Origin of the sequence: Bacillus sp. DNRA2 (assembly GCF_012843265.1) — a bacterium.
GTDB lineage: Bacteria > Bacillota > Bacilli > Bacillales > Cytobacillaceae > Bacillus_BU.
The window spans coordinates 36589-56454 of sequence record NZ_JABAIT010000006.1; the positions used below are offsets into that span (position 1 = coordinate 36589).

At 43.0% G+C, this 19866-nt stretch carries 20 protein-coding genes; 11 read left to right on the forward strand and 9 right to left on the reverse strand.

What is annotated here, in order from left to right; genetic code table 11:
* Positions 1–385: 385 nt before the first annotated feature.
* The 4 genes from rho to HHO41_RS07065 all read left to right on the forward strand — a co-directional run bounded on the left by rho (position 386) and on the right by HHO41_RS07065 (position 3560).
* Positions 386–1651, forward strand: a complete 1266-nt coding sequence (gene rho, locus HHO41_RS07050) for a transcription termination factor Rho (protein WP_211171071.1) — start codon at positions 386–388, stop codon at positions 1649–1651.
* 274 nt (positions 1652–1925) lie between these two features.
* Positions 1926–2126: a 50S ribosomal protein L31 gene (rpmE, locus tag HHO41_RS07055; RefSeq protein WP_169096920.1), complete on the forward strand. Its 201-nt coding sequence runs from the start codon at positions 1926–1928 to the stop codon at positions 2124–2126.
* Positions 2127–2323: 197 nt separating this feature from the next.
* The gene (locus HHO41_RS07060; RefSeq protein ID WP_169096922.1) at positions 2324–2953 is read left to right on the forward strand and encodes a thymidine kinase; all 630 of its coding nucleotides are present in this window, start codon (positions 2324–2326) and stop codon (positions 2951–2953) included.
* 169 nt (positions 2954–3122) lie between these two features.
* Positions 3123–3560: a hypothetical protein gene (locus HHO41_RS07065; RefSeq protein ID WP_169096924.1), complete on the forward strand. Its 438-nt coding sequence runs from the start codon at positions 3123–3125 to the stop codon at positions 3558–3560.
* Positions 3561–4097: 537 nt separating this feature from the next.
* On the opposite strand, the gene HHO41_RS07070 is transcribed toward HHO41_RS07065, so the two are convergent.
* The 5 genes from HHO41_RS07070 to HHO41_RS07085 form a co-directional block, all read right to left on the reverse strand.
* A complete protein-coding gene (locus tag HHO41_RS07070) occupies positions 4098–5012 on the reverse strand; it encodes a 4Fe-4S binding protein (protein ID WP_248278396.1) in 915 nt (304 codons plus the stop codon).
* A 67-nt stretch (positions 5013–5079) separates the two neighbouring features.
* The gene (locus HHO41_RS07075) at positions 5080–5655 is read right to left on the reverse strand and encodes a DMSO/selenate family reductase complex B subunit (protein WP_169096928.1); all 576 of its coding nucleotides are present in this window, start codon (positions 5653–5655) and stop codon (positions 5080–5082) included.
* A gap of 108 nt (positions 5656–5763) precedes the next feature.
* Positions 5764–6021 carry a molybdopterin dinucleotide binding domain-containing protein gene (locus HHO41_RS22715; protein WP_348981232.1) on the reverse strand — a complete coding sequence of 86 codons (258 nt, stop codon included), beginning with the start codon at positions 6019–6021 and terminating at the stop codon, positions 5764–5766.
* Positions 5972–8137 (reverse strand): DMSO/selenate family reductase complex A subunit, encoded by a 2166-nt coding sequence (locus HHO41_RS07080; protein WP_348981233.1) that lies wholly within the window; start codon positions 8135–8137, stop codon positions 5972–5974. The genes HHO41_RS22715 and HHO41_RS07080 overlap by 50 nt, the downstream gene beginning before the upstream one ends.
* Complete coding sequence (locus HHO41_RS07085) at positions 8138–8788, reverse strand: TorD/DmsD family molecular chaperone (protein ID WP_169096930.1); 651 nt, start codon at positions 8786–8788, stop codon at positions 8138–8140.
* Positions 8789–9252: 464 nt separating this feature from the next.
* Between HHO41_RS07085 and prfA the strand changes: the two genes are divergently transcribed.
* From prfA to HHO41_RS07110, 5 genes are all read left to right on the forward strand, one after another.
* The gene (gene prfA, locus HHO41_RS07090; protein WP_169096932.1) at positions 9253–10326 is read left to right on the forward strand and encodes a peptide chain release factor 1; all 1074 of its coding nucleotides are present in this window, start codon (positions 9253–9255) and stop codon (positions 10324–10326) included.
* Positions 10319–11212, forward strand: a complete 894-nt coding sequence (prmC, locus tag HHO41_RS07095) for a peptide chain release factor N(5)-glutamine methyltransferase (protein ID WP_169096934.1) — start codon at positions 10319–10321, stop codon at positions 11210–11212. The genes prfA and prmC overlap by 8 nt, the downstream gene beginning before the upstream one ends.
* A 288-nt stretch (positions 11213–11500) precedes the next feature.
* Complete coding sequence (gene spoIIR / locus HHO41_RS07100; RefSeq protein WP_169096936.1) at positions 11501–12442, forward strand: stage II sporulation protein R; 942 nt, start codon at positions 11501–11503, stop codon at positions 12440–12442.
* 70 nt (positions 12443–12512) lie between these two features.
* Entirely contained in the window at positions 12513–12956 is a 444-nt protein-coding gene (locus HHO41_RS07105; protein WP_169096938.1) for a GNAT family N-acetyltransferase, read from the forward strand.
* 155 nt (positions 12957–13111) lie between these two features.
* Positions 13112–14164 carry an L-threonylcarbamoyladenylate synthase gene (locus tag HHO41_RS07110; protein ID WP_169096940.1) on the forward strand — a complete coding sequence of 351 codons (1053 nt, stop codon included), beginning with the start codon at positions 13112–13114 and terminating at the stop codon, positions 14162–14164.
* 62 nt (positions 14165–14226) lie between these two features.
* Here the strand turns inward: HHO41_RS07110 and nagB are convergent, their stop codons facing one another.
* From nagB to nagA, 4 genes are all read right to left on the reverse strand, one after another.
* Positions 14227–14961 carry a glucosamine-6-phosphate deaminase gene (gene nagB / locus HHO41_RS07115; RefSeq protein WP_169096942.1) on the reverse strand — a complete coding sequence of 245 codons (735 nt, stop codon included), beginning with the start codon at positions 14959–14961 and terminating at the stop codon, positions 14227–14229.
* 250 nt (positions 14962–15211) lie between these two features.
* Positions 15212–15949: an SIS domain-containing protein gene (locus tag HHO41_RS07120; protein ID WP_169096944.1), complete on the reverse strand. Its 738-nt coding sequence runs from the start codon at positions 15947–15949 to the stop codon at positions 15212–15214.
* A gap of 178 nt (positions 15950–16127) precedes the next feature.
* Entirely contained in the window at positions 16128–16850 is a 723-nt protein-coding gene (gene phnF / locus HHO41_RS07125; RefSeq protein WP_169096946.1) for a phosphonate metabolism transcriptional regulator PhnF, read from the reverse strand.
* A 19-nt stretch (positions 16851–16869) separates the two neighbouring features.
* Positions 16870–18060, reverse strand: coding sequence for an N-acetylglucosamine-6-phosphate deacetylase (gene nagA / locus HHO41_RS07130; RefSeq protein ID WP_169096949.1), 1191 nt, complete (start codon positions 18058–18060; stop codon positions 16870–16872).
* A 376-nt stretch (positions 18061–18436) separates the two neighbouring features.
* Here nagA and HHO41_RS07135 point away from each other — a divergent pair, with 376 nt between their 5' ends.
* Positions 18437–18922 (forward strand): PTS sugar transporter subunit IIA, encoded by a 486-nt coding sequence (locus HHO41_RS07135; protein WP_169096951.1) that lies wholly within the window; start codon positions 18437–18439, stop codon positions 18920–18922.
* 40 nt (positions 18923–18962) lie between these two features.
* Positions 18963–19781, forward strand: coding sequence for a PRD domain-containing protein (locus tag HHO41_RS07140; RefSeq protein WP_169096953.1), 819 nt, complete (start codon positions 18963–18965; stop codon positions 19779–19781).
* Positions 19782–19866 lie beyond the last annotated feature (85 nt).

Sequence of the window (19866 nt, forward strand, 5' to 3'; positions counted from 1 at the left end):
TAAAAATTGGCTGGCTCATATCCCAGGAGTAGTTCGTTTATATCAATATTTGGTAGTTATCTTTATGATGAAAGCTAGATATAGTATGGTGTGGACAATGCTATTTCCGTTTGAGTCAGCCCTATTTTTAATAACCACATTTTTGTCCTACCAAACAGTCCTTTCTTAAAAAATGTTGTTGATTATTATTTAAAAATATGGGTAAAATATTAATTGTTTTCCTTTTATTTATGTTATCTACATAAAGAATATTTACTCTTCCTATACTTCAAGAAACCTTCGAAAAACAAATCTTATCAATCTTCCATCCATATCATTTGAAAAATTAACTTTTTTCCATACTTAATATGGGGGAATATACGAATCTGTAAAGTGTGGTGTAATCATGGAACTGACGATTGCCAGTTTAGAGAATATGAAACTCAAGGAACTGTACGAGCATGCTCGCAGTTTAAAGGTGTCATATTACAGTAAATTAACGAAAAAAGAACTTATTTTTGCAATATTGAAAGCTCGTGCCGAGCAACAAGGTTATTTCTTTATGGAAGGTGTTCTTGAAATTATTCAATCTGAAGGATTTGGCTTTTTACGTCCAATCAATTACTCGCCAAGTTCTGAAGATATATATATTTCTGCCTCACAAATTCGTCGTTTTGATTTAAGAAACGGGGATAAAGTATCCGGAAAGGTTCGCCCTCCGAAAGAAAACGAGCGCTATTTTGGTTTGCTCCACGTTGAAGCCGTAAATGGTGATGACCCTGAGACAGCAAAAGAACGGGTTCACTTCCCAGCCTTAACACCTTTATATCCTGATCGCTTAATGAAGCTTGAAACTACTCCAAGACATCTCTCAACAAGAATTATGGATATCCTTGCACCAGTCGGTTTTGGTCAACGTGGTTTAATCGTTGCCCCACCTAAAGCTGGTAAAACAATGTTATTAAAGGAAATTGCAAATAGCATTACAACGAATCATCCTGAAGCAGAGCTTATCGTACTGTTAATCGATGAACGTCCGGAAGAGGTTACAGATATCGAGCGCTCTGTTGCGGGTGATGTTGTAAGCTCAACCTTTGATGAGGTTCCAGAAAATCACATTAAGGTAGCCGAGCTTGTGCTTGAGCGGGCGATGCGGCTTGTTGAGCATAAACGTGATGTGATTATTTTAATGGATAGCATTACGCGTTTGGCGCGAGCTTATAACCTAGTTATCCCACCAAGTGGTCGGACACTTTCCGGGGGGATTGACCCGGCAGCGTTTCATCGTCCGAAGCGTTTCTTCGGGGCGGCCCGTAATATTGAAGAGGGCGGCAGCTTAACCATCTTAGCAACTGCACTCGTCGATACTGGCTCGCGCATGGATGATGTCATTTATGAAGAATTTAAAGGAACAGGTAATATGGAATTACATCTTGACCGTTCCCTTGCTGAACGTCGTATTTTCCCTGCTCTTGATATTCGCCGTTCTGGCACACGTAAAGAAGAACTTCTACTTCCGAAAGATCAATTGGATAAGCTTTGGGCAATTCGCAAGTCGATGACGGACTCACCTGACTTTGCTGAAAAGTTCTTGAAAAAGCTTCGCCAAACCAAATCAAACGAAGAATTCTTCAACATCCTCGGCGAAGAAATGAAAGCAAAACGCGGCTAATTTAGTACATTAACGTAGTGGGGGACAGTCCCCCGATGCTGTACTGCGGTGAAGTGGCGGGGGACTGTCCCCCACTGCTTTGCTGCGTTAAAGTTTGGTAATAGTTTACAATAGGTGTTTCTGTCCAATTTGCCTTAATTCCTCTGTTGCAAATCGAAGGGCACCTTGTTATAATGATTTCAGTGTGTTTTAGAAGTTTACGGAGTTAGAGTATTTCTAACCTGTAATATATAACTCTGTTTCGAAAGATTCAGGGCGGAAGGAGATGAAAAGAATGAAAGCAGGAATTCATCCAAACTACAAAAAAGTAATGGTGAAATGTGCTTGTGGTAACGAGTTCGAAACTGGTTCAGTTAAGCCTGAGCTTAAAGTTGAAACTTGTTCTGAATGCCACCCATTCTATACAGGTCGTCAAAAATTCGCTGAAGCTGGCGGACGTGTTGACCGTTTCAACAAAAAATACGGACTTAAGTAATAAAGCGAAATTTTCAAAATGCATAAAAGCAGGCAAAGTGTATAATACCCCTTGCCTGTTTTTTGTTTTTTATAAAGGGATTTTTTCAATAATTTGATTTATTCTAAGGTTATTGTCGGGAACTCATAATCATAATAAAAGAAAAACTACTCATTTAATCATTGATTTATTGATGGACGTGGAAGGAGAGGCCGTTCATGTATGTAATGAAACAAAGTGGTTGGGTTGAGGTTATTTGCGGCAGCATGTTCTCAGGGAAATCAGAGGAACTGATTCGCCGTGTTAAACGAACCCAATTTGCCAAGCAAAAAGTTGTTGTTTTCAAACCGAAAATTGATAAACGCTATAGCAAAGAGGCAGTCGTATCGCACAATGGGTCGTCCTTTGTCGCTTACCCAATTGCCAATTCAGGTGAAATCTTTCAGCATATTGAAGAATCTATCGATGTTATTGCAATCGATGAGGTTCAATTTTTTGATGAGGATATTGTTGCAGTCATTCAACAGCTCGCTGATAGCGGTTATCGCGTCATAACGGCCGGATTGGACCAAGATTTCCGTGGTGAACCATTTGGGCAAATGCCAGCTTTAATGGCGATTGCCGAGCAGGTGACAAAGCTCCAAGCCGTTTGTGCAGTTTGCGGCTCACCGGCTAGCCGAACCCAGCGCTTAATCGATGGCAGACCGGCCTCTTACCACGATCCCGTCATATTAGTCGGTGCATCAGAGGCTTATGAAGCAAGATGCCGCCACCATCATGAGGTTCCAAAAAATGCTGAAACTCGTGCGGATTTAATTAAAGAAGAAACTTTTTTGTTTGAAAAATAAATATAATATAACGAACCTGCCCGGCAGACCTGGGCAGGTTTTTTTGGTTCAGGACTCTAATCCTTCAACCCCAAATCCTGCAAATCTATTCAAAGCATATCCTATCCAAATTTTACCCATAAATCCATGCAAATCTTTAGGACATACTATCGGCAGGAGGTATGTCAAAATGAAAAAATTCATCCTATTGAGCTTTTTGGCTAGTACGATTTTAGCTGGTTGTGCAATGAACAATGACCGGCGCGTTCAAACTGCTGGAGATCAAAATGAAAAAGTGAATATTATTGATACAAGACCGAACGCCGATGAGGGACCGCGAGCTGTGCCAGGGCGGACGATGAGTGACCAGAATCCAAACCTGTTAAACACTAATGGCGGTGGTAATTCTCGCGGAAAGGATATTGAACATGCCAGAACGGTTATTAATCAATCTGGTAATCTACGCCCGGGCCGAATTTGGATTGACGGCAACGGTCTCTGGGCCAATGTTTATACAAATGGAAGGCTAACCGAAACGGAAGAGCGTGATGCGCGAACGAAGCTTCATACGCAGCTAACCCAAGCCCTGCCACGCTACCAAATTGAAGTCCGTGTCATGGAAGATTAATTTGTTATTTTTGGATTTGGGTGTGGTGCGGGCGCTATAATAGGGCGATAAAGTCGAAATCGTGCCCTCAAACGGCCAAAAAACGTGCTAGGGGTAACGAAAAGGCGGGAATCGTGCCCATAAGCATCGAAAAACCAAGCCAGGGGTAACGAAAAGGCGGGAATCGTGCCCTCAAGCGGCGGAAAACTAAGCTAGAGGTAACGATAGAGTAGGAATCGTGCCCATAAGCATCGAAAAACTAAGCTAGAGGTAACGATAGAGTAGGAATCGTGCCCTCAAGCATCGAAAAACTAAGCTAGAGGTAACGATAGAGTAGGAATCGTGCCCTTAAGCGGCGAAAAATCAAGCTAGGGGTAACGATAAAGCCGAAATCGTACCCTCAGGCGTCGAAAAACCAAGCCGGGGGTAACGATAAAGCCATTTGATGTATGATTTCGCGTTTTCCCGCACCCACCCCACCAAAAATAACAAATCAAAAAGGTCCCCAATCGCTAAAACCGGGGACCCACCACACTCATATATAACAAAGCAAACTCATCAAGGCATCAGCCAGTCGGACGGAATCCGAGCGCACACTTGGCAAACACCATCATCACAGTCATCGCCAAACGCTACATACGACTGCTTACAACGACCACAAACGTGTTCCTCAATCGCAACAACGGTAGCAACCGACTTAACACCGACTTTCTCCATCACCGCAACTGCATCCTCAGGGCAAACATCCACACAAAGCCTGCAATTCGTACACTTCTGGTGATCAATCACTAATTCGCCCTCACCGAGCGTAAACACGTCCTGCTGACACAGCTTAAAGCAGCCCTGACAAAGGGAGCACTTCTCCATATCCAAACTCACTTCATAGAACTGAACATCCTTAAAGTGGTGGGGAAGGGACCAGGCATTTGGATTTTGGCGCCACACTGCCGGTGCCAATTCCTTCGCAACGTGCTCGCTCTTCTTCCGCGCTGAAAGAAACAATTCGCGCCGCGACATTACCGGGTCAGCGACAGCTGCAGCCTCCTCAATAATCAGCGGCTCCATCGAAAGCTTCGCAAGCCATTGATTCGCCTCCGCAACGCACTTCTCCCATTGGGAATCATCCCAGCCGCTCGGCACAGCAATACCCTTCACACCACGCTTCTTAAACACCAACAGTTCTTTCACAGTTGGACAGTAATGCGGCTCATAATAAAGCAGGCCGTTCTTCACAGTTCGATTCGGCACATTTCCTTTGACCGCAGACACCGGACAAGAAGTAATGCACTCACCACACGAATCGCATCTACTCGCATCAATGACGATTTTATTATTCATCAAGCTTAAAGCCTCAACATCGCAATGCTCCAAACAAGTCGTACAGGTGGATTTTGGACTTACCTGGCGCGAACAGCGATCAGTAATCGTTAAATCAATTGAAAGACTCTCCAACCATTTAAAAATAAGCGACATCGTCACACCTGCCTTAAACAGACTTTTCCAAGGACATTGAAAATCTAATCTTTATTTTACAAAAAGCCTAAATTTTAGCATCCCGATGCGGATTAATCACCAAATTCGGCTTCGTTGTTTTCGCGCTCGGCATTCCTTTAATTTGAGCAACATTGCCGTACTTCTTCCGCAACTCATCAATCGGACCAAACTCGATTGCGCCCATCGTACAACCAGCCACACAAACCGGATCCTCATCCTTTTCTAACAAATCAATACAGAGATTACACTTATTCGCCTTCTTAATCTCCTCATTAAACTGCGGCGCCCCGTAAGGACAGGCCGAAATACAATACTTCGAACCAATACACACATCCTGCTTAATAATCACAACCCCGTCCTCAGCCCGCTTCTCAATCGCACCAGTAGGGCAATTCTTCACACAAGCCGGTGAATCGCAGTGATTACAAGCAATCGAAAACGTATACGCAGCAATATGCGGCGTAAAGCCATTCCCGGTCTGATCATAACTACCTTCCTCATACGAATACACCCGGCGGAAATTCATCCCAACCTTCAAATCATTCTTATCCTTACAAGACACCGTACAAGCCTTACAGCCGATACAAATCGCCTGATTTATATAAAAACCCAATTGTGGCATACCATTCACTCCTTTAACAATAAGGAAATATTTTTATTAAAATAAAGACAGTCTAGCGGGTATTAAGGGGCGTTACGCCTCAAACCGCGCCCCTTGAAACTCTCTCAATTAAGCTCGCTCCACCTCAACCAGATTCGTCAACTGCGGATTCGCCTTCGCAAGTGGCGTCGGGCGCTGTGATGTCAGCACATTCGCTGCCCCACGCTGGTCAATTCCGTTTTTATCAGGAGAATACCAGCCGCCCTGTGGAATCGCCACAACACCTGGCACGATCCGTACCGTTACCTTCACATCCATTTCCAGCTCGCCCCGACCGTTAAATACCTTCACGCGGTCGGCCATCCTTAATCGAGCGTTTCTTCGCATCAACTGGATTCATCCACATTTCCTGCTTTGCAGCTTCTTCAAGCCACTCATTGTTGTCATGAGTTGAATGGCAGCGGCGCTTGTAGTGCCAGCTAATTAACTGCAGTGGATAGGTTTGAATTAATGGATCCTCTGGACCTTCCCAAGAGGTAATATACTTGGCAACTGCCGGAATTTCCTCTGGATTTTTCATATCGTACAAGGCCTTTGAGAACAGTTCGATTTTTCCAGATGGCGTTTCGAACTTGTTATTGGCCGGGTCTTCAATTTGTGCTTTAAAGGCGATATGCGGTTCATTGTATTTATAATAGTGAACGCCTTTTTTCTTTAATTCCTCGTAGGTTGGGAATTCAGGGTCTATTGTCGCACGAGTTTGTTCAATACTGTATTTCACCCAATCGAGCATGGAGCGACCTTCAGTAAACTGCTCCTTTACGCCTAATTTTTCAGCGATTTCCGCAAACACGTCATATTCATTGCGGCACTCATACAGCGGCTCAATCGTCTTATTTCCTAAAATGACATAGTCGCCATTTGACCATGGTGTTCCGATATCATCACGCTCGAAGAAAGTGGTTCCTGGCAGTACGATATCAGCAAATTTCACGCTCGGCGTCATAAAGATATCGCTGGCGACAATGAATTCAACCTTGCTTTCATCCTGGAGCAATTTAGTTGTTTTATTAATATCAGAGTGCTGGTTGACGAGCATATTTCCAGCCATGTTAAAGATCATTTTTATGTTGGTTGGTAAACGCTCCGCGTCCTTTAGGCCGTCAGCAGCAGTCATTTCCGTGCCGCGTTCAACAGCATCGGTCCATAAGAAGCAAGGAATCGTCGCTTTAATTGGATTAGTAAAGCCGACTGGTGAAACAATGCCTTTACGAGAATAATAGCCAGTTCCAGCTGCCCAAGCACCAAGTTTCCCAACATTTCCGGTAAGACAAGCTAGCTGTGCGCCTGCACGCATGATTTGTTCGCCGTATGCTTGACGCTGCGGACCCCAACCTTGTATTAATGCAGCTGGCTTTGTTGTTGCATAAAGGCGTGCAATTTCACGGATTTTTTCGGCTGGTACACGACAAATTTTTTCAGCCCATTCCGGTGTCTTGGCGACGCCGTCTTTTTCACCAAGCAAGTAGCTCTTCACAGACTCATTCGCTGGAACGCCTGCAGGCATGGTTTTGGCATCAAAGCCCACGCAGAATTGATCAAGGAAGGCTTGGTCATGTAAATTTTCGGTTACAATCGTATAGGCCATCGCATCCATTAGCGCAGTGTCGGTTGTTGGTAAAATCGGAATCCATTCATCAGCATAAGCAACAGCTGTATCTGAATAACGAGGGTCAATCACGATGAATTTAGCGCCGTTTTGCTTTGCTTTCATTAAGAAATCACGATAAGGTGTTGAGAAAATAATCTCGGCAGGGTTTTGGCCCCAAAGGATGATTAATTTTGAATGAAGCAAGCTGTCATAGCTGCTGCCAGTATTGTTTGTGCCATATGTGTAAGGTGTAGCTACGTTACTACAGCCTGAACTATAATCATTGCGATAATGGAGGAAGCCGCCGGTCATGCTCAGTAAGCGACGCGCCATGTTGCGCCCTGCCAAAATGCCCTGGTTTCCGGAAGCGTAGTTTACATAGCGAGCTTCAGGTCCATAAGTGTCACCGATGCGCTTCATTTGTGAAGCAATCGTATCAACGGCTTCTTTCCAGGTGATGCGCTCGAATTTTCCTTCGCCGCGCTTGCCGACTCGTTTCAGCGGATACTTTAAGCGATCAGGATGGTACTGCATCGAGCGGTAACTGCGTCCACGCACACAAGCCTTTAACGATGGAGTCGATAGATCATCACTTGGGCCGTCTGTGCTAACACGAACGACAACGCCGTCTTTAACATGGGCTTTAATTAAACAACGTCCGCCACAGTTATTGACACTACAGGTTGTGACAATCGTTTCTGGTGTATCATCAACTGCTGGACTTTTCGCTGGGTCACGGTCAACTAACAATTTTACGCCAACGCCTCCGGCAATGACTGGCACAGCAGCGGCACCTGTCCATTTTAGAAAGGTACGACGCTTCATGTTTGTAATCGGCTTTTTCTCTTTCATCTATAATGCCTCCTTTAGGTCAAGCAAAGTGTGATAATCAGATACCGTAAATTCTCTTAACAGAAGGGCTGCCCCCTTATATAAGGAATGATCGGTATGGTTTAATATTTTCGTTGTGAACGCAGGAATCCATTGCTGCATATGCTGCTCGTGAAACTCAATTTGATGGTTAACGAGCTTTTTCAAGCGGTAGTTATCAACATTTTGTAAACATAATTGATTCAAGTGAAGGATAAACTCCAGTTCAATCGCAATATGGTCATCAGGCTCTTGATTTTCTTTGATGAATTCTAAGTTGTGACGGTGGTAATGTTCGCGAACTTGGAAGGTTGTTTCTTCAAAAAGTAACCCTTCTTTGCTGCGATATACTGATTCCCAAGGAGGAGTAAGAATGGTCTCTGGCCCAATGAAAAGTCGATAGAATTCCTCCTTCGCATCATGAAGCTCAGCTTCTGTGGTATGTGCAAAAAACTGATAAAGATGCTCGCCAGCCTCTTCGATATTCCTCAAATCGTCTAAACTGTTGCTGTTTTGAAGCTGTGCTAGCGTTTCCTTTGTTACCGGTTCGAAAAATAAAACTTGAATAAACTGATAAAAATACTGTCTGGCCTTAAAAATATCAACCAATGGCAGTGCGATCGTCTGTTGCATAAGACCACTCCTGTTGTATTTATTTTTTGTTTGATCTAGATGTGGGGATGAAAAGATATTGTGAAATCATTCACAATATATATAGCTAGACTCCTCCCTTAAGTTAGGGCAGGTGAATTTTCACATCATTCCCTTCACAAAATACAATATTAATAGATTTACCCTAATTAATTTGATTGTACCGTATCGCTATATTAGCGTAATTATGGCTGGGCATTTTTCACATAGAATTCAAAATGCTAAGACAAAATATGGACGAATTTATTTTTTTATATTTTTTTAAGATAATTTTAAGAATTACTTGTTTTGTCCTTATATCGATTACCAGTAAATATTTTTGACTGTAATGATTGACTATACTATAATTAGAATGTTATGGGTTGAAATCTATCTTTGTTCAACAGGTTAATTTAAGCAGCGTGACTACGCTTTTTTTATAAAAAATTTAGATGAGGTGAAGAACCGTGTTTGATCGTCTTCAAGCCGTTGAGGACCGTTATGAAAAGCTAAATGAGCTTTTGAGCGATCCCGAGGTAGTAAATGATCCGAAGAAACTGCGCGATTTTTCCAAAGAGCAGGCCGATATAGCAGATACCGTACAAACATACCGTCAATACAAGGACGTTAAAGAACAGCTGCAGGACGCCAAAGCCATGCTTGAGGAAAAACTTGATGCAGACATGCGTGAAATGGTAAAAGAAGAACTCTCCGAACTTGAAACCCAAAAAGAAGAGCTAGAAGGCCAACTGAAATTCTTGCTCATTCCAAAAGACCCGAATGATGACAAAAACGTTATCTTTGAAATCCGCGGTGCAGCGGGCGGGGAGGAAGCAGCCCTATTTGCGAATTCACTTTACCGCATGTACAGCCGTTATGCTGAATCGCAAGGCTGGAAGACTGAGTTAATCGATGCCAACCCAACTGGTCTTGGCGGCTTCAAAGAAATCAGCTTCATGATTACAGGTAAAGGTGCCTATTCAAAATTAAAATTTGAAAACGGTGCCCACCGTGTTCAACGTGTCCCTGAAACAGAGTCTGGCGGCCGTATTCATACATCTACCGCAACCGTAGCCTGTTTACCAGAAGCAGAGGAAGTTGAAATCCAAATCCATGATAAAGACGTTCGCGTTGATACGTACTGTTCAAGTGGTGCCGGCGGTCAGTCCGTTAACACGACTGCATCAGCCATCCGCGTAACCCACATCCCAACGGGCATCGTGGTAACATGTCAGGATGAAAAATCGCAGCACAAAAACAAGGACAAAGCAATGAAAGTATTGCGCGCCCGCGTTTACGATAAATTCTTGCAGGAAGCCCAAGCAGAGTACGATGAAGTTCGTAAATCTGCCGTTGGTACCGGTGACCGCTCCGAGCGTATCCGTACCTATAACTACCCGCAAAACCGCGTGACCGACCACCGCATTGGTTTAACGCTGCAAAAGCTCGATCAAATCATCGAAGGCAAGCTTGACGAAATCATTGATGCGTTAATTATTGCCGACCAATCAAGCAGACTGGAAGCTGCATCAAATGAGTAAAATTTACGAAGCCCTCAACTGGGCTTCTTCTTTTTTAAAGGAACAGGGTCGTGAAGAAAAGGCGGCCGAATTGCTCTTGCGCCATTTTGCGGGAATGTCGCGAGCAGAACTGTTCGCGAGCTATCACGACGAGCTTGATGGGGAGGTTGAGGCAGCGTTTCGGGCAGCGGTTAGTGAGCACGTCAGCGGCCGCCCGGTTCAGTACATCATCGGCTTCGAGGAATTTTACGGACACCGCTTTATCGTAAACGAGGAGGTTTTGATTCCTCGCCCGGAAACCGAGGAACTCGTATATGGAACTTTGCAGCGCATCGAGAAGCTGTTTGGTAAAAGTAAAGCAGATCTATGGGCTGAACACGAAAATGCACGAGATTCAATTGAATTAGTTGACATTGGCACCGGCAGTGGCGCCATTGCTGTTTCTTTAAAGCTAGAGATGCAAGAATTAGCGGTGACGGCAACTGATTTGGCTGAAACCTCACTTGCTGTGGCACAGGAAAATGCATCACGGCTTGGTGCTTTAGTAGAATTTATTCACGGTGACCTGCTCCAACCGTTTATTTCTGCTGGCCGAAAGTTTGACGTCGTGATTTCCAATCCACCGTATATTCCGGTTTCAGATATGGAGTGGATGTCCGACATCGTCACCGAGCATGAGCCGCACCGCGCCCTGTTTGCAGGTGCCGACGGCTTGGACCTCTACCGCCGGTTTATGGAAGAACTTCCTTTTATTTTGAAAAATAAAGCTATTGTCGGCTTCGAAGTCGGTGCCGGTCAAAGTGAGGCCGTTGCCGAGATGCTGCGCGCCACTTTCCCCACTGCTCATGTCGAAATCGTCTTTGATATAAATGGCAAGGATCGCATGGTGTTTGCGACGCTTGGATAAATACTTTCCGTGGCACTTTGAGTGCTGCGGTTTTTGTTTTGTTTGTGTCTAGAATGTGGCATCGGCAAATAGAAGTATGAAATCGGCTAATAGAACTGTGAAATCCGCTAATAGAAGTCCAGAATCGGCTAATAGAACTGTGAAATCCGCTAATAGAATCGATGAATCCGCTAATAGAACCACAAAATCGGCTAATAAGAAAAGATCCGTTGTGAAAATTTTTTAATTTTACTAGTTTAAGATTCTTTACCGCTGTCCACAATTGTTAGTGAGGGGACGGTGGCCGAGATGACAAACAAAACAAAATATAGAAAAACATTAATAACTGTATACCTACTATTATTATCATTCGCAACTATCTTTAGTTTATATATGCCGAAGAATGAAGCAACCGCACAAGAGGAAACAGTCATTCCGAACGAAGCAATCCGTTTACGTATTCTAGCAAACAGCGATTCCGAGGAAGACCAAGCGCTTAAACGCAAAGTCCGCGATGCAGTTAACGCCGAAATCACTGAATGGGTTCAAGACTTAACATCATTAGAAGAAGCACGCACCACGATCAAAACTGGACTTCCGAAAATCCAAAAAATCGCTGAGCAGGTTGTCGCTGCCGAAAACGAAACACAATCTGTTAAAGTTGATTTTGGAAAAGTTGAGTTTCCAACAAAGTTATACGGTCAATTTTTATATCCGGCTGGTGAGTACGAAGCCATCTTAATTACGCTTGGTAAAGGCGAAGGCGCCAACTGGTGGTGTGTTCTATTCCCACCGCTATGCTTTCTTGATTTTTCAAATGGCGTAGCCGTAAGTGAAGGTTTCGATGGTAACGAAGGCAAAACTAGCAATAAGAAACCAGCAACTGCAAAAGCCGAAACGGAGAAAATTGCCCAGGCACAAGCAGACGAACAAGTACAGCCAGATGCAACAGAAGCAGCTGAACCAGTACCGCAAACTAAAGCACCCGTACCGCAACCGCAACAACAAAAACAAGTAGCTGAACCAAAAGCTTCGGCAAAACAGCAAGCACCAGTACAACCGGAAACTGCAAAGGAAACACCGCAAGCTGAAAAAGACAAGATAGAAGTAAAATCTAATAAAAATAACGAAGACAAGCAAACCGCTAAAAAACCAGCTAAAAAATCGCAAAAGCCCATGTATACAGCTCAAGACGAGCAGGAAGTTGAAGTGAAATTTTTCGTAGTAGAGCTGTGGACAAAATTCTTCTAGCCAGTTCTACTTTCTCTCTTTTTTCATATTGATAATAATAGACTTGATATGAAAAGAAGAGGTGGAACGCATGCAACCAAACATCCGATTTGCAACGAATCAGGATCTTGATAAAATCATCGCTTATTTAAACCGTGCGAACCTTGCTACTGAAGGAATCGCTGACTCAATTGACTACTTTTTAATTATGGAGGATGCAAGACTGGAAATTCTCGCAACGCTCGGCATCGAGCATAGCGGCGAAGTCGGACTCCTCCGGTCACTGGCGATGTCCGCCAAGCTCACTGAAGCGGACATCCTTTTATTATTTAATCAAATGTTTCTGCTCGCCCGTGAAAAGTCGTTATCCACATTGTATTTGGCAACCAATAAACCGCAATCAATCGCCTTTTTTAAAGTTTTAGGCTTTGAATTGCTAGAATCCGAGGCTGTACCTGAGCCATTAGCAGGATTAAAACACGCCAAACACATTTTTACTGTGGATAACTCACTTTTTATGGAGTTAAATCTTTAAAATGTGGATATATCCACAAAGTTATCCACGGAATGCCATCTTTTATACACAATTTGTGGATAAAATCTTGTATTCCCACCGATCTTCTTTTATACTTTCAAAGGAAATATGGTCAAAATCTCGATAAATAGACCTATTTTTAAAGGTGGATGAAAATGAAAACGAATGTTTGGTCAGTGGATAAGCTTGTGGATAAATTAGAAAGTTACCCACAAATTACACAAGCGGCCACTTTTTTAAAAAATAATGAAGTCGTGGCTTTTCCGACCGAGACCGTGTACGGACTTGGTGGCAATGCCGAAAACAGTGACGCCGTTGCGAAAATTTTTGCAGCGAAAGGGCGTCCATCCGACAACCCGCTAATTATTCATATCGCTGAGCCGAGCCAGCTTGCCGATTTTGTCACAGAGGTTCCTGCAAAAGCAGCAAGCCTTATGGAGCATTTCTGGCCAGGCCCGTTAACGATTATTTTTAAAAAGAAAGACGGAAAGCTTTCGGAACTAGCGACGGCCGGTTTATCCACAGTGGCCGTGCGCATGCCCAACCACCCCGTGGCGCTAGCACTTATTATGGCAAGTGGTCTTCCAATCGCAGCACCGAGCGCCAACACATCCGGAAAACCTAGTCCAACCTTAGCTCGCCACGTATACGAGGATTTAGATGGCAAAATTGCTGGAATCGTTGACGGTGGCCCGACCGGAGTCGGCGTGGAATCAACTGTTATCGATTGCACCGACGAGGTTCCGGTAATCTTGCGCCCGGGCGGAGTGACAAAGGAACAAATTGAAGCTGTGATTGGTTCAGTGTCCGTTGACCCCGCTTTGAAAAATAGTGAAGCAGCGCCGAAGTCACCAGGGATGAAGTACCGGCATTATGCGCCAGATGCGCCGTTTTACTTGGTTCGCGGCAGCCATGCCTTTTTGCAAAAGCTCGTCGATGAAAAAAGACGGGAAGGTCGAAAAGTTGGTGTATTGACCACCGCTGAAGCAGCGGGCGATTACCAAGCAGACTTAGTCTTGGCCTGCGGGCGACGCAACCAGCTCGAAACGGTCGCCACCGCATTATATGAAACGTTGCGTGCCTTTAATGATTCGGACGTTGACGTGATTTTTAGCGAAACCTTCCCGGACGAAGGTGTCGGTGTCGCCATCATGAACCGCCTAACCAAAGCCGCTGCACACCAAGTTATTAGTGAAACGGATTATTAAATACAAATTGGGACAGGGTGTTTAGACCCTGTCCCAGTTTTATTTTTAAGGGGAGATTTTAATTATTGATGAACTGCTGCAGCCAAGGCTGCTTTATCGGCAATGATCGTAACGTTCGGATGATTTTTCAAAATCGATGCAGGAAAGCTTTCATTCACATCTGAGGTCAAAAGCGTAGTCAAAGCATCGCTTTTGCTTTCACCGGAAACTAACAAAAGGATTTCTTTGCTTTTCATAATCGTGAAAATTCCCATAGTAATGGCTTGGGTTGGAACATCCGCAAGCGTATTGAAAAATCTCGAATTAGCTTCGATGGTCGATTGAGATAAATTGACGATATGTGTTTTGGAGTAGAAGGAGGTCCCAGGTTCGTTAAAGCCGATATGACCATTGCTGCCGATTCCTAAAATTTGCAAATCAATACCGCCATTTGCCTCGATTAATCGTTCATAACGAGCGCATTCCTTAGCGAAATCCTTGGCAATACCGTGTGGAACATGGGTATTAGCATGGTTAATATCGATATGATTAAACAGCCTGTCATCCATGAAATATCGGTAGCTATTCGGATTTTCTCCCGAAAGCCCAACATACTCATCAAGATTGAAGGTTTTAATATTTTTATAGGAAGTCCTGTTGTGTTTATGGTCCTCAATTAACGCCTCATAAGTTCCAATCGGAGTGGCTCCGGTTGCCAGACCTAAGTGGATATTAGGGAAACTGCGTACTTTTTCAATGATATATTTCGCCGCCTGTTGGCTCATGTGTTGGTAGTCGTTTACTTCAATGATGTTCATTTTGTGCTCCCTCCTATTGATCAGAAAGCCGTTACCCTAAGTTAATAGGATGCGCCTTCAAACGGATTCAAATTCTAGCTAGTTTGTTTCTGTATGTATTGTATCATCGTTTGGGACTAGTTGTCTATACCAATATAAATATTTGTATATACCAAAGTTGAGAGCCAGAGAAAATCCCTGAAACCTTACGAAAAGCAAATAAAAACCCCGGAGAAAAGATACTCCAGGGTTAAAAATATACTTCATTCGATTATCGCTCTAGCATTGGAATACGATTTTTATATTTATTGATGAGCTCCCGATTATGTTCTTCCGCTCCATCGGTATTACCGCTTTTGAAGATGGGGGGGTCAAACTGATTTTTAACCATCAATTTAACTGCCTCAACCATAATCCCGTTCACAATTGCTGTCCCGACCACCGTAGAGCCAGGGCCGAATGAAACGTTAAGATTATCGTGGGTCATCAACGCATCACCGACGATAATATGAGTATCAATGTACATGTCAGCTGCTTGATATAGAAATTTCCCATTCTCATGGCGTGAAGAAACATTCGCACCATAGGCCGACGATGTAATCGCGATGGTATAAGCACCATTGCTTCGTGCGAATTCAACGACGTCAATTGGAACAGGATTGCGGCCGGATGTTGAGACAACAATGACGATATCATTTTTGTTCAAGGAAACATTCTCAAGAAATGTCTCGGCAAATCGATTGGTTTTTTCTAATTGTGAAGAGCGAACGGCGCCTTTATGGAGCATTAAATCTTCAATTAAAATTGGATTAATCGGTACAAGTCCGCCAGCTCGGTAAAAAAGCTCTTCTGCTAACATATGAGAATGGCCACAGCCAAAAATATGAATGATTCCATTTTGCTGAATACAGCTTGAAACTGCCGCTGCTGCCTTGTTAATCTTCTCTTTTTCTTCTTTTTCAACGATGCTTAATAGTTCCTGAAGTTTTTGAAAATAAAGATTAAACATAGGGTTGCCTCCGAGAATAGGTTAGTATCTAGCTTAGGCGCTTTCCGCTTTTCTATTTTGTCTAGCTCCAGCGGCTAGGGGCTCGGGGTCATAAGCCAAATCACTTCAGAGGCTAACGCCTCTTACGTGATTCGTCTTATGCCTGTCGCCCCTGGGCAAGCCGCTTCCGCTTTTCGTATTACCGCTTCATCTCAATCATGAACTTATAGCGGTCGGCACGGTAGGTTGATTTTACAAATTCGACAGGGGTGCCATCATGAAGAAAGGTTTGTCTTTGAATCAGCATGACGGGAGCACCCTTGTTGATGTTTAATAGGCTAGCTTCACTTTCTATCGCAATCGATGATTCGATTACTTGCTGAGCTCGGTCGATTTGTAAATGTAATTGGCCTTCAATGTACTCATAAAGTGATTGATTCACAATTTGCTCGGTTAGACCCTTAACGAGATTGGCAGAAATATAATTCGTTTCTAAAGCCATGGGGACCCCGTCAGCTAGGCGAATCCGTTTGATTTCATATACTGGTCCGTGTTCTTGAATCGACAGTTGACCTGCAATCTTACTGGTAGCAGGGATAATTTCAAAATGGAGCAATCTGCTTTCTGGCTCGTAGCCTCTTTGTTTCATATCTTCGGAAAAGCTGGTTAAACCTTGAAGCGGCTGTTCAATTTTTCGCTCAGACACAAAGGTTCCTTTACCTTGTAAACGATGTAAATATCCTTCGTTAACAAGCTGGGTGAAGGCCTGTCTGACGGTCATCCGGCTAATTTGATACTGCTCTGCATATTCTCTTTCGGCTGGAAGTGCATCACCGGGACGTAGCTCACCTTTTTCGATTAGCTCTTTAATCGATTCTGCTAGTTGGAAATATATTGGAATCGGAGAGTTTTTATCGATCATTTCTAGGGACAGCTCCTTTCTATTGTTTTTTAAAGCCGAGTTTGCCGCGGCAAAAAGTCATAAACACTTCTAATTGATCATCAAGGATGACGATGTCAGCGTCTTTTCCAACGGCAAGGCTGCCTTTTCGATCAAATAGGTTTAATTGCTTAGCTGGATTGACCGAAGCCATCTCAATCGCCTCAGCCAGTGAACAACCGGTAAAGCCGATGATGTTTTTCAAAGCTTGTCCTAATTTTAAAACACTACCAGCAATTGTTCCGTCATGAAGGACAGCTTTTCCATCCGTTACGGTAACCGTTTGTCCGCCGAGATCGTATTGACCGTTCTTAAGGCATTTTGCGCGCATGGCATCTGTTATCAAAATTAAGCCATCACTATGCTTTTGCTGATAGGCAAGCTTAACCATCTCTGGTCGAGCGTGAATTCCATCGCAAATTATTTCCGCCTTTAATTCTTTGCGTAAGAAGGCAGCACCAACGACCCCTGGTTCACGGTGATGCAAGGGGCGCATTTGGTTATATAGATGGGTTAGCTGATTGGCACCGGCGGCAATGGCTTCATCCATATCATCATACGTCGCATTGGAGTGTCCAATTGAAGCGATAATGCCAGTTTTTTTAAAATGACGTATTAATTCTAAGCCACCTGATTGTTCCGGTGCAATTGTAACCTGCTTGATGGTTTGCCTGGATAAATCCTGCCATTTATTAAATAATGAAAGGTTAGGGTCAACGATATGCTGAATCGGTTGCGCCCCAGCCATTTTTGGATTCACGAATGGGCCTTCAAGATGAATCCCGAGGATCTCTGCACAGCCCTGTGCGGGTTGCGCATTTATATATTGACCGGCATTTAATAATGCTTTTTCAATTAAAGTTTGCGCTTGTGTCATGGTTGTTGCGAGGAAGCTAGTCGTACCTTCCTGTGGAAGTGCTGTTACCATCGTCTCGAGTGCTTCGTAAGTTCCATCCATCGTATCGGCACCACTTACGCCGTGAATATGCATATCAATCAACCCGGGAATGGCTGTATAATTGGAAGGCAGTTCAACGATTTCAAATTCATCCTCGTCTTTGAGGTCGTTCATACTGCCTATTTCGATTATTTTCGTGTTATTTGTTTTGATATAACCATTTACAATCATGTTTGTTTCCGTATATATTTGGACATTCTTGAATAAAGTACGATGATTGTGAAGAGTCCCCATTCGAATTCCATCCTTTCTTGAACTATTCCTATAGTAGCATTGACATCGTATGGTTGTCTATACCAATACAGAGAGTAAAGGTATGGTGATGCTGAACGTTGATATACTGGTGTTTAGCCATTACTCTCTTCTTTAATAAGATAAGATTGGTATAGATATCTATAAAATAAATCGTTTTTCACCTTGCATTTTCGAAACTAGATGATAGAATATGTTATATAAACATAATATTGATCACATGTTACTGATTCGATCAGGCATGGTGGTAAATAAAAGTTGCTCGTAGACTTTTTATTTTACCCCATGCCTTTTTGTGTTCATTTTAAACTTGTGACTGAATCCTCACGAATAAATTCATAATAAGGAGTAAACAGCAATGGCATGGAAATTTTTTAAAAAGGACCAATTACAAATATTCACACCTGTTGATGGAAAAGTCATTCCGCTTGAGGAAGTTCCAGACCCTGTTTTTAGTCAAAAAATGATGGGAGAGGGCGTAGCGGTTATTCCTGAAACTGGAAATGTGTATGCTCCTGTAAACGGAACCATTATTCAAATCGCGAATACAAAGCACGCCGTAGGAATTTTAACAAAGGATGGGACAGAAATTCTCATTCATGTCGGCTTGGACACGGTTTCGTTGAAGGGGCAAGGCTTTCATGTGCCGGTCAAGCTTGGTGACGAAGTATCGATGGGCGACTTATTAATAGAAGTTGATTGGGAATTTTTGAAGGCTAATGGAAAAAATATCGTCACACCGATTGTGATTACAAATAGCCAAAATAGCGAAAAAACGTATGCTGTTACCGCTGAAAAAGAGGTCCAGCACGGGAAGTCAGTCATCTTGACAGCCTCCAGTTAATAATGGATTGAACGACGATTTCATACGAGGAGATCTACCGATGAAAATTACAAAAATACTAAATAACAACGCTGTGGTCGTAATTGATGGAAATGAAGAGAAAATTGCGATTGGTGCAGGCGTTGCTTTTCAAAAGAGTAGAAATGATATCGTTAACCCCCAGAAAATTGAAAAGTTATTTGTATTGAAGGAAAACGAAAAGCTAGGCCAGCTACTTAGCCGAATTCCAGGCGAGCATTTTATTATTTCAGAGCAAATCATTTCTTACGCTGAGGAGTTTCTCGGCACCCAATTAAATGAACATATTCATATTGTCCTTACCGATCATATCTCTTTTGCGATTGAAAGAGAACGGGATGGAATTCACATAAAAAATAAGCTGCTCCAAGAAATTAAGATTTTATATCCAAAAGAATACGAAGTAGGTATTTGGGCAATCGGGCATATCAAAAAGGCATTAAATATTGAGATGCCGGTTGACGAGGCAGCGTTTATTGCCCTTCATATTCATACGATGAAGCTTAAAGGAGGTGACCTGCGGCAAACAGTCAGACAAACCACCATTATTAGAGATATGGTTCATCGGATTATGGAATTCATGAACATCAAGGTGAATGAAGATGACCTATCGTATCAACGCCTTATTACCCACTTGCGGTTTGCTTTAACGAGGGTGAACCAATACGAACACCATACGATGGATCGTGAAATGCAAGAGATGATTATAAAGAAGTTCCATCATTCTCATCAATGTACCTTAAGTGTGGCAAAGGATTTGGCGGAAATGCATGGAGTAGAACTACCAGATCATGAACTAGCTTTTATCACGCTCCATATTGAAAGATTACGGAAACATTAATGGATTCATATTTTTACCATCATCATTTTTAAAATCATACTTATTTTTTTAAAGCATTTATCTGTTTATATTTTTTCGTATTACA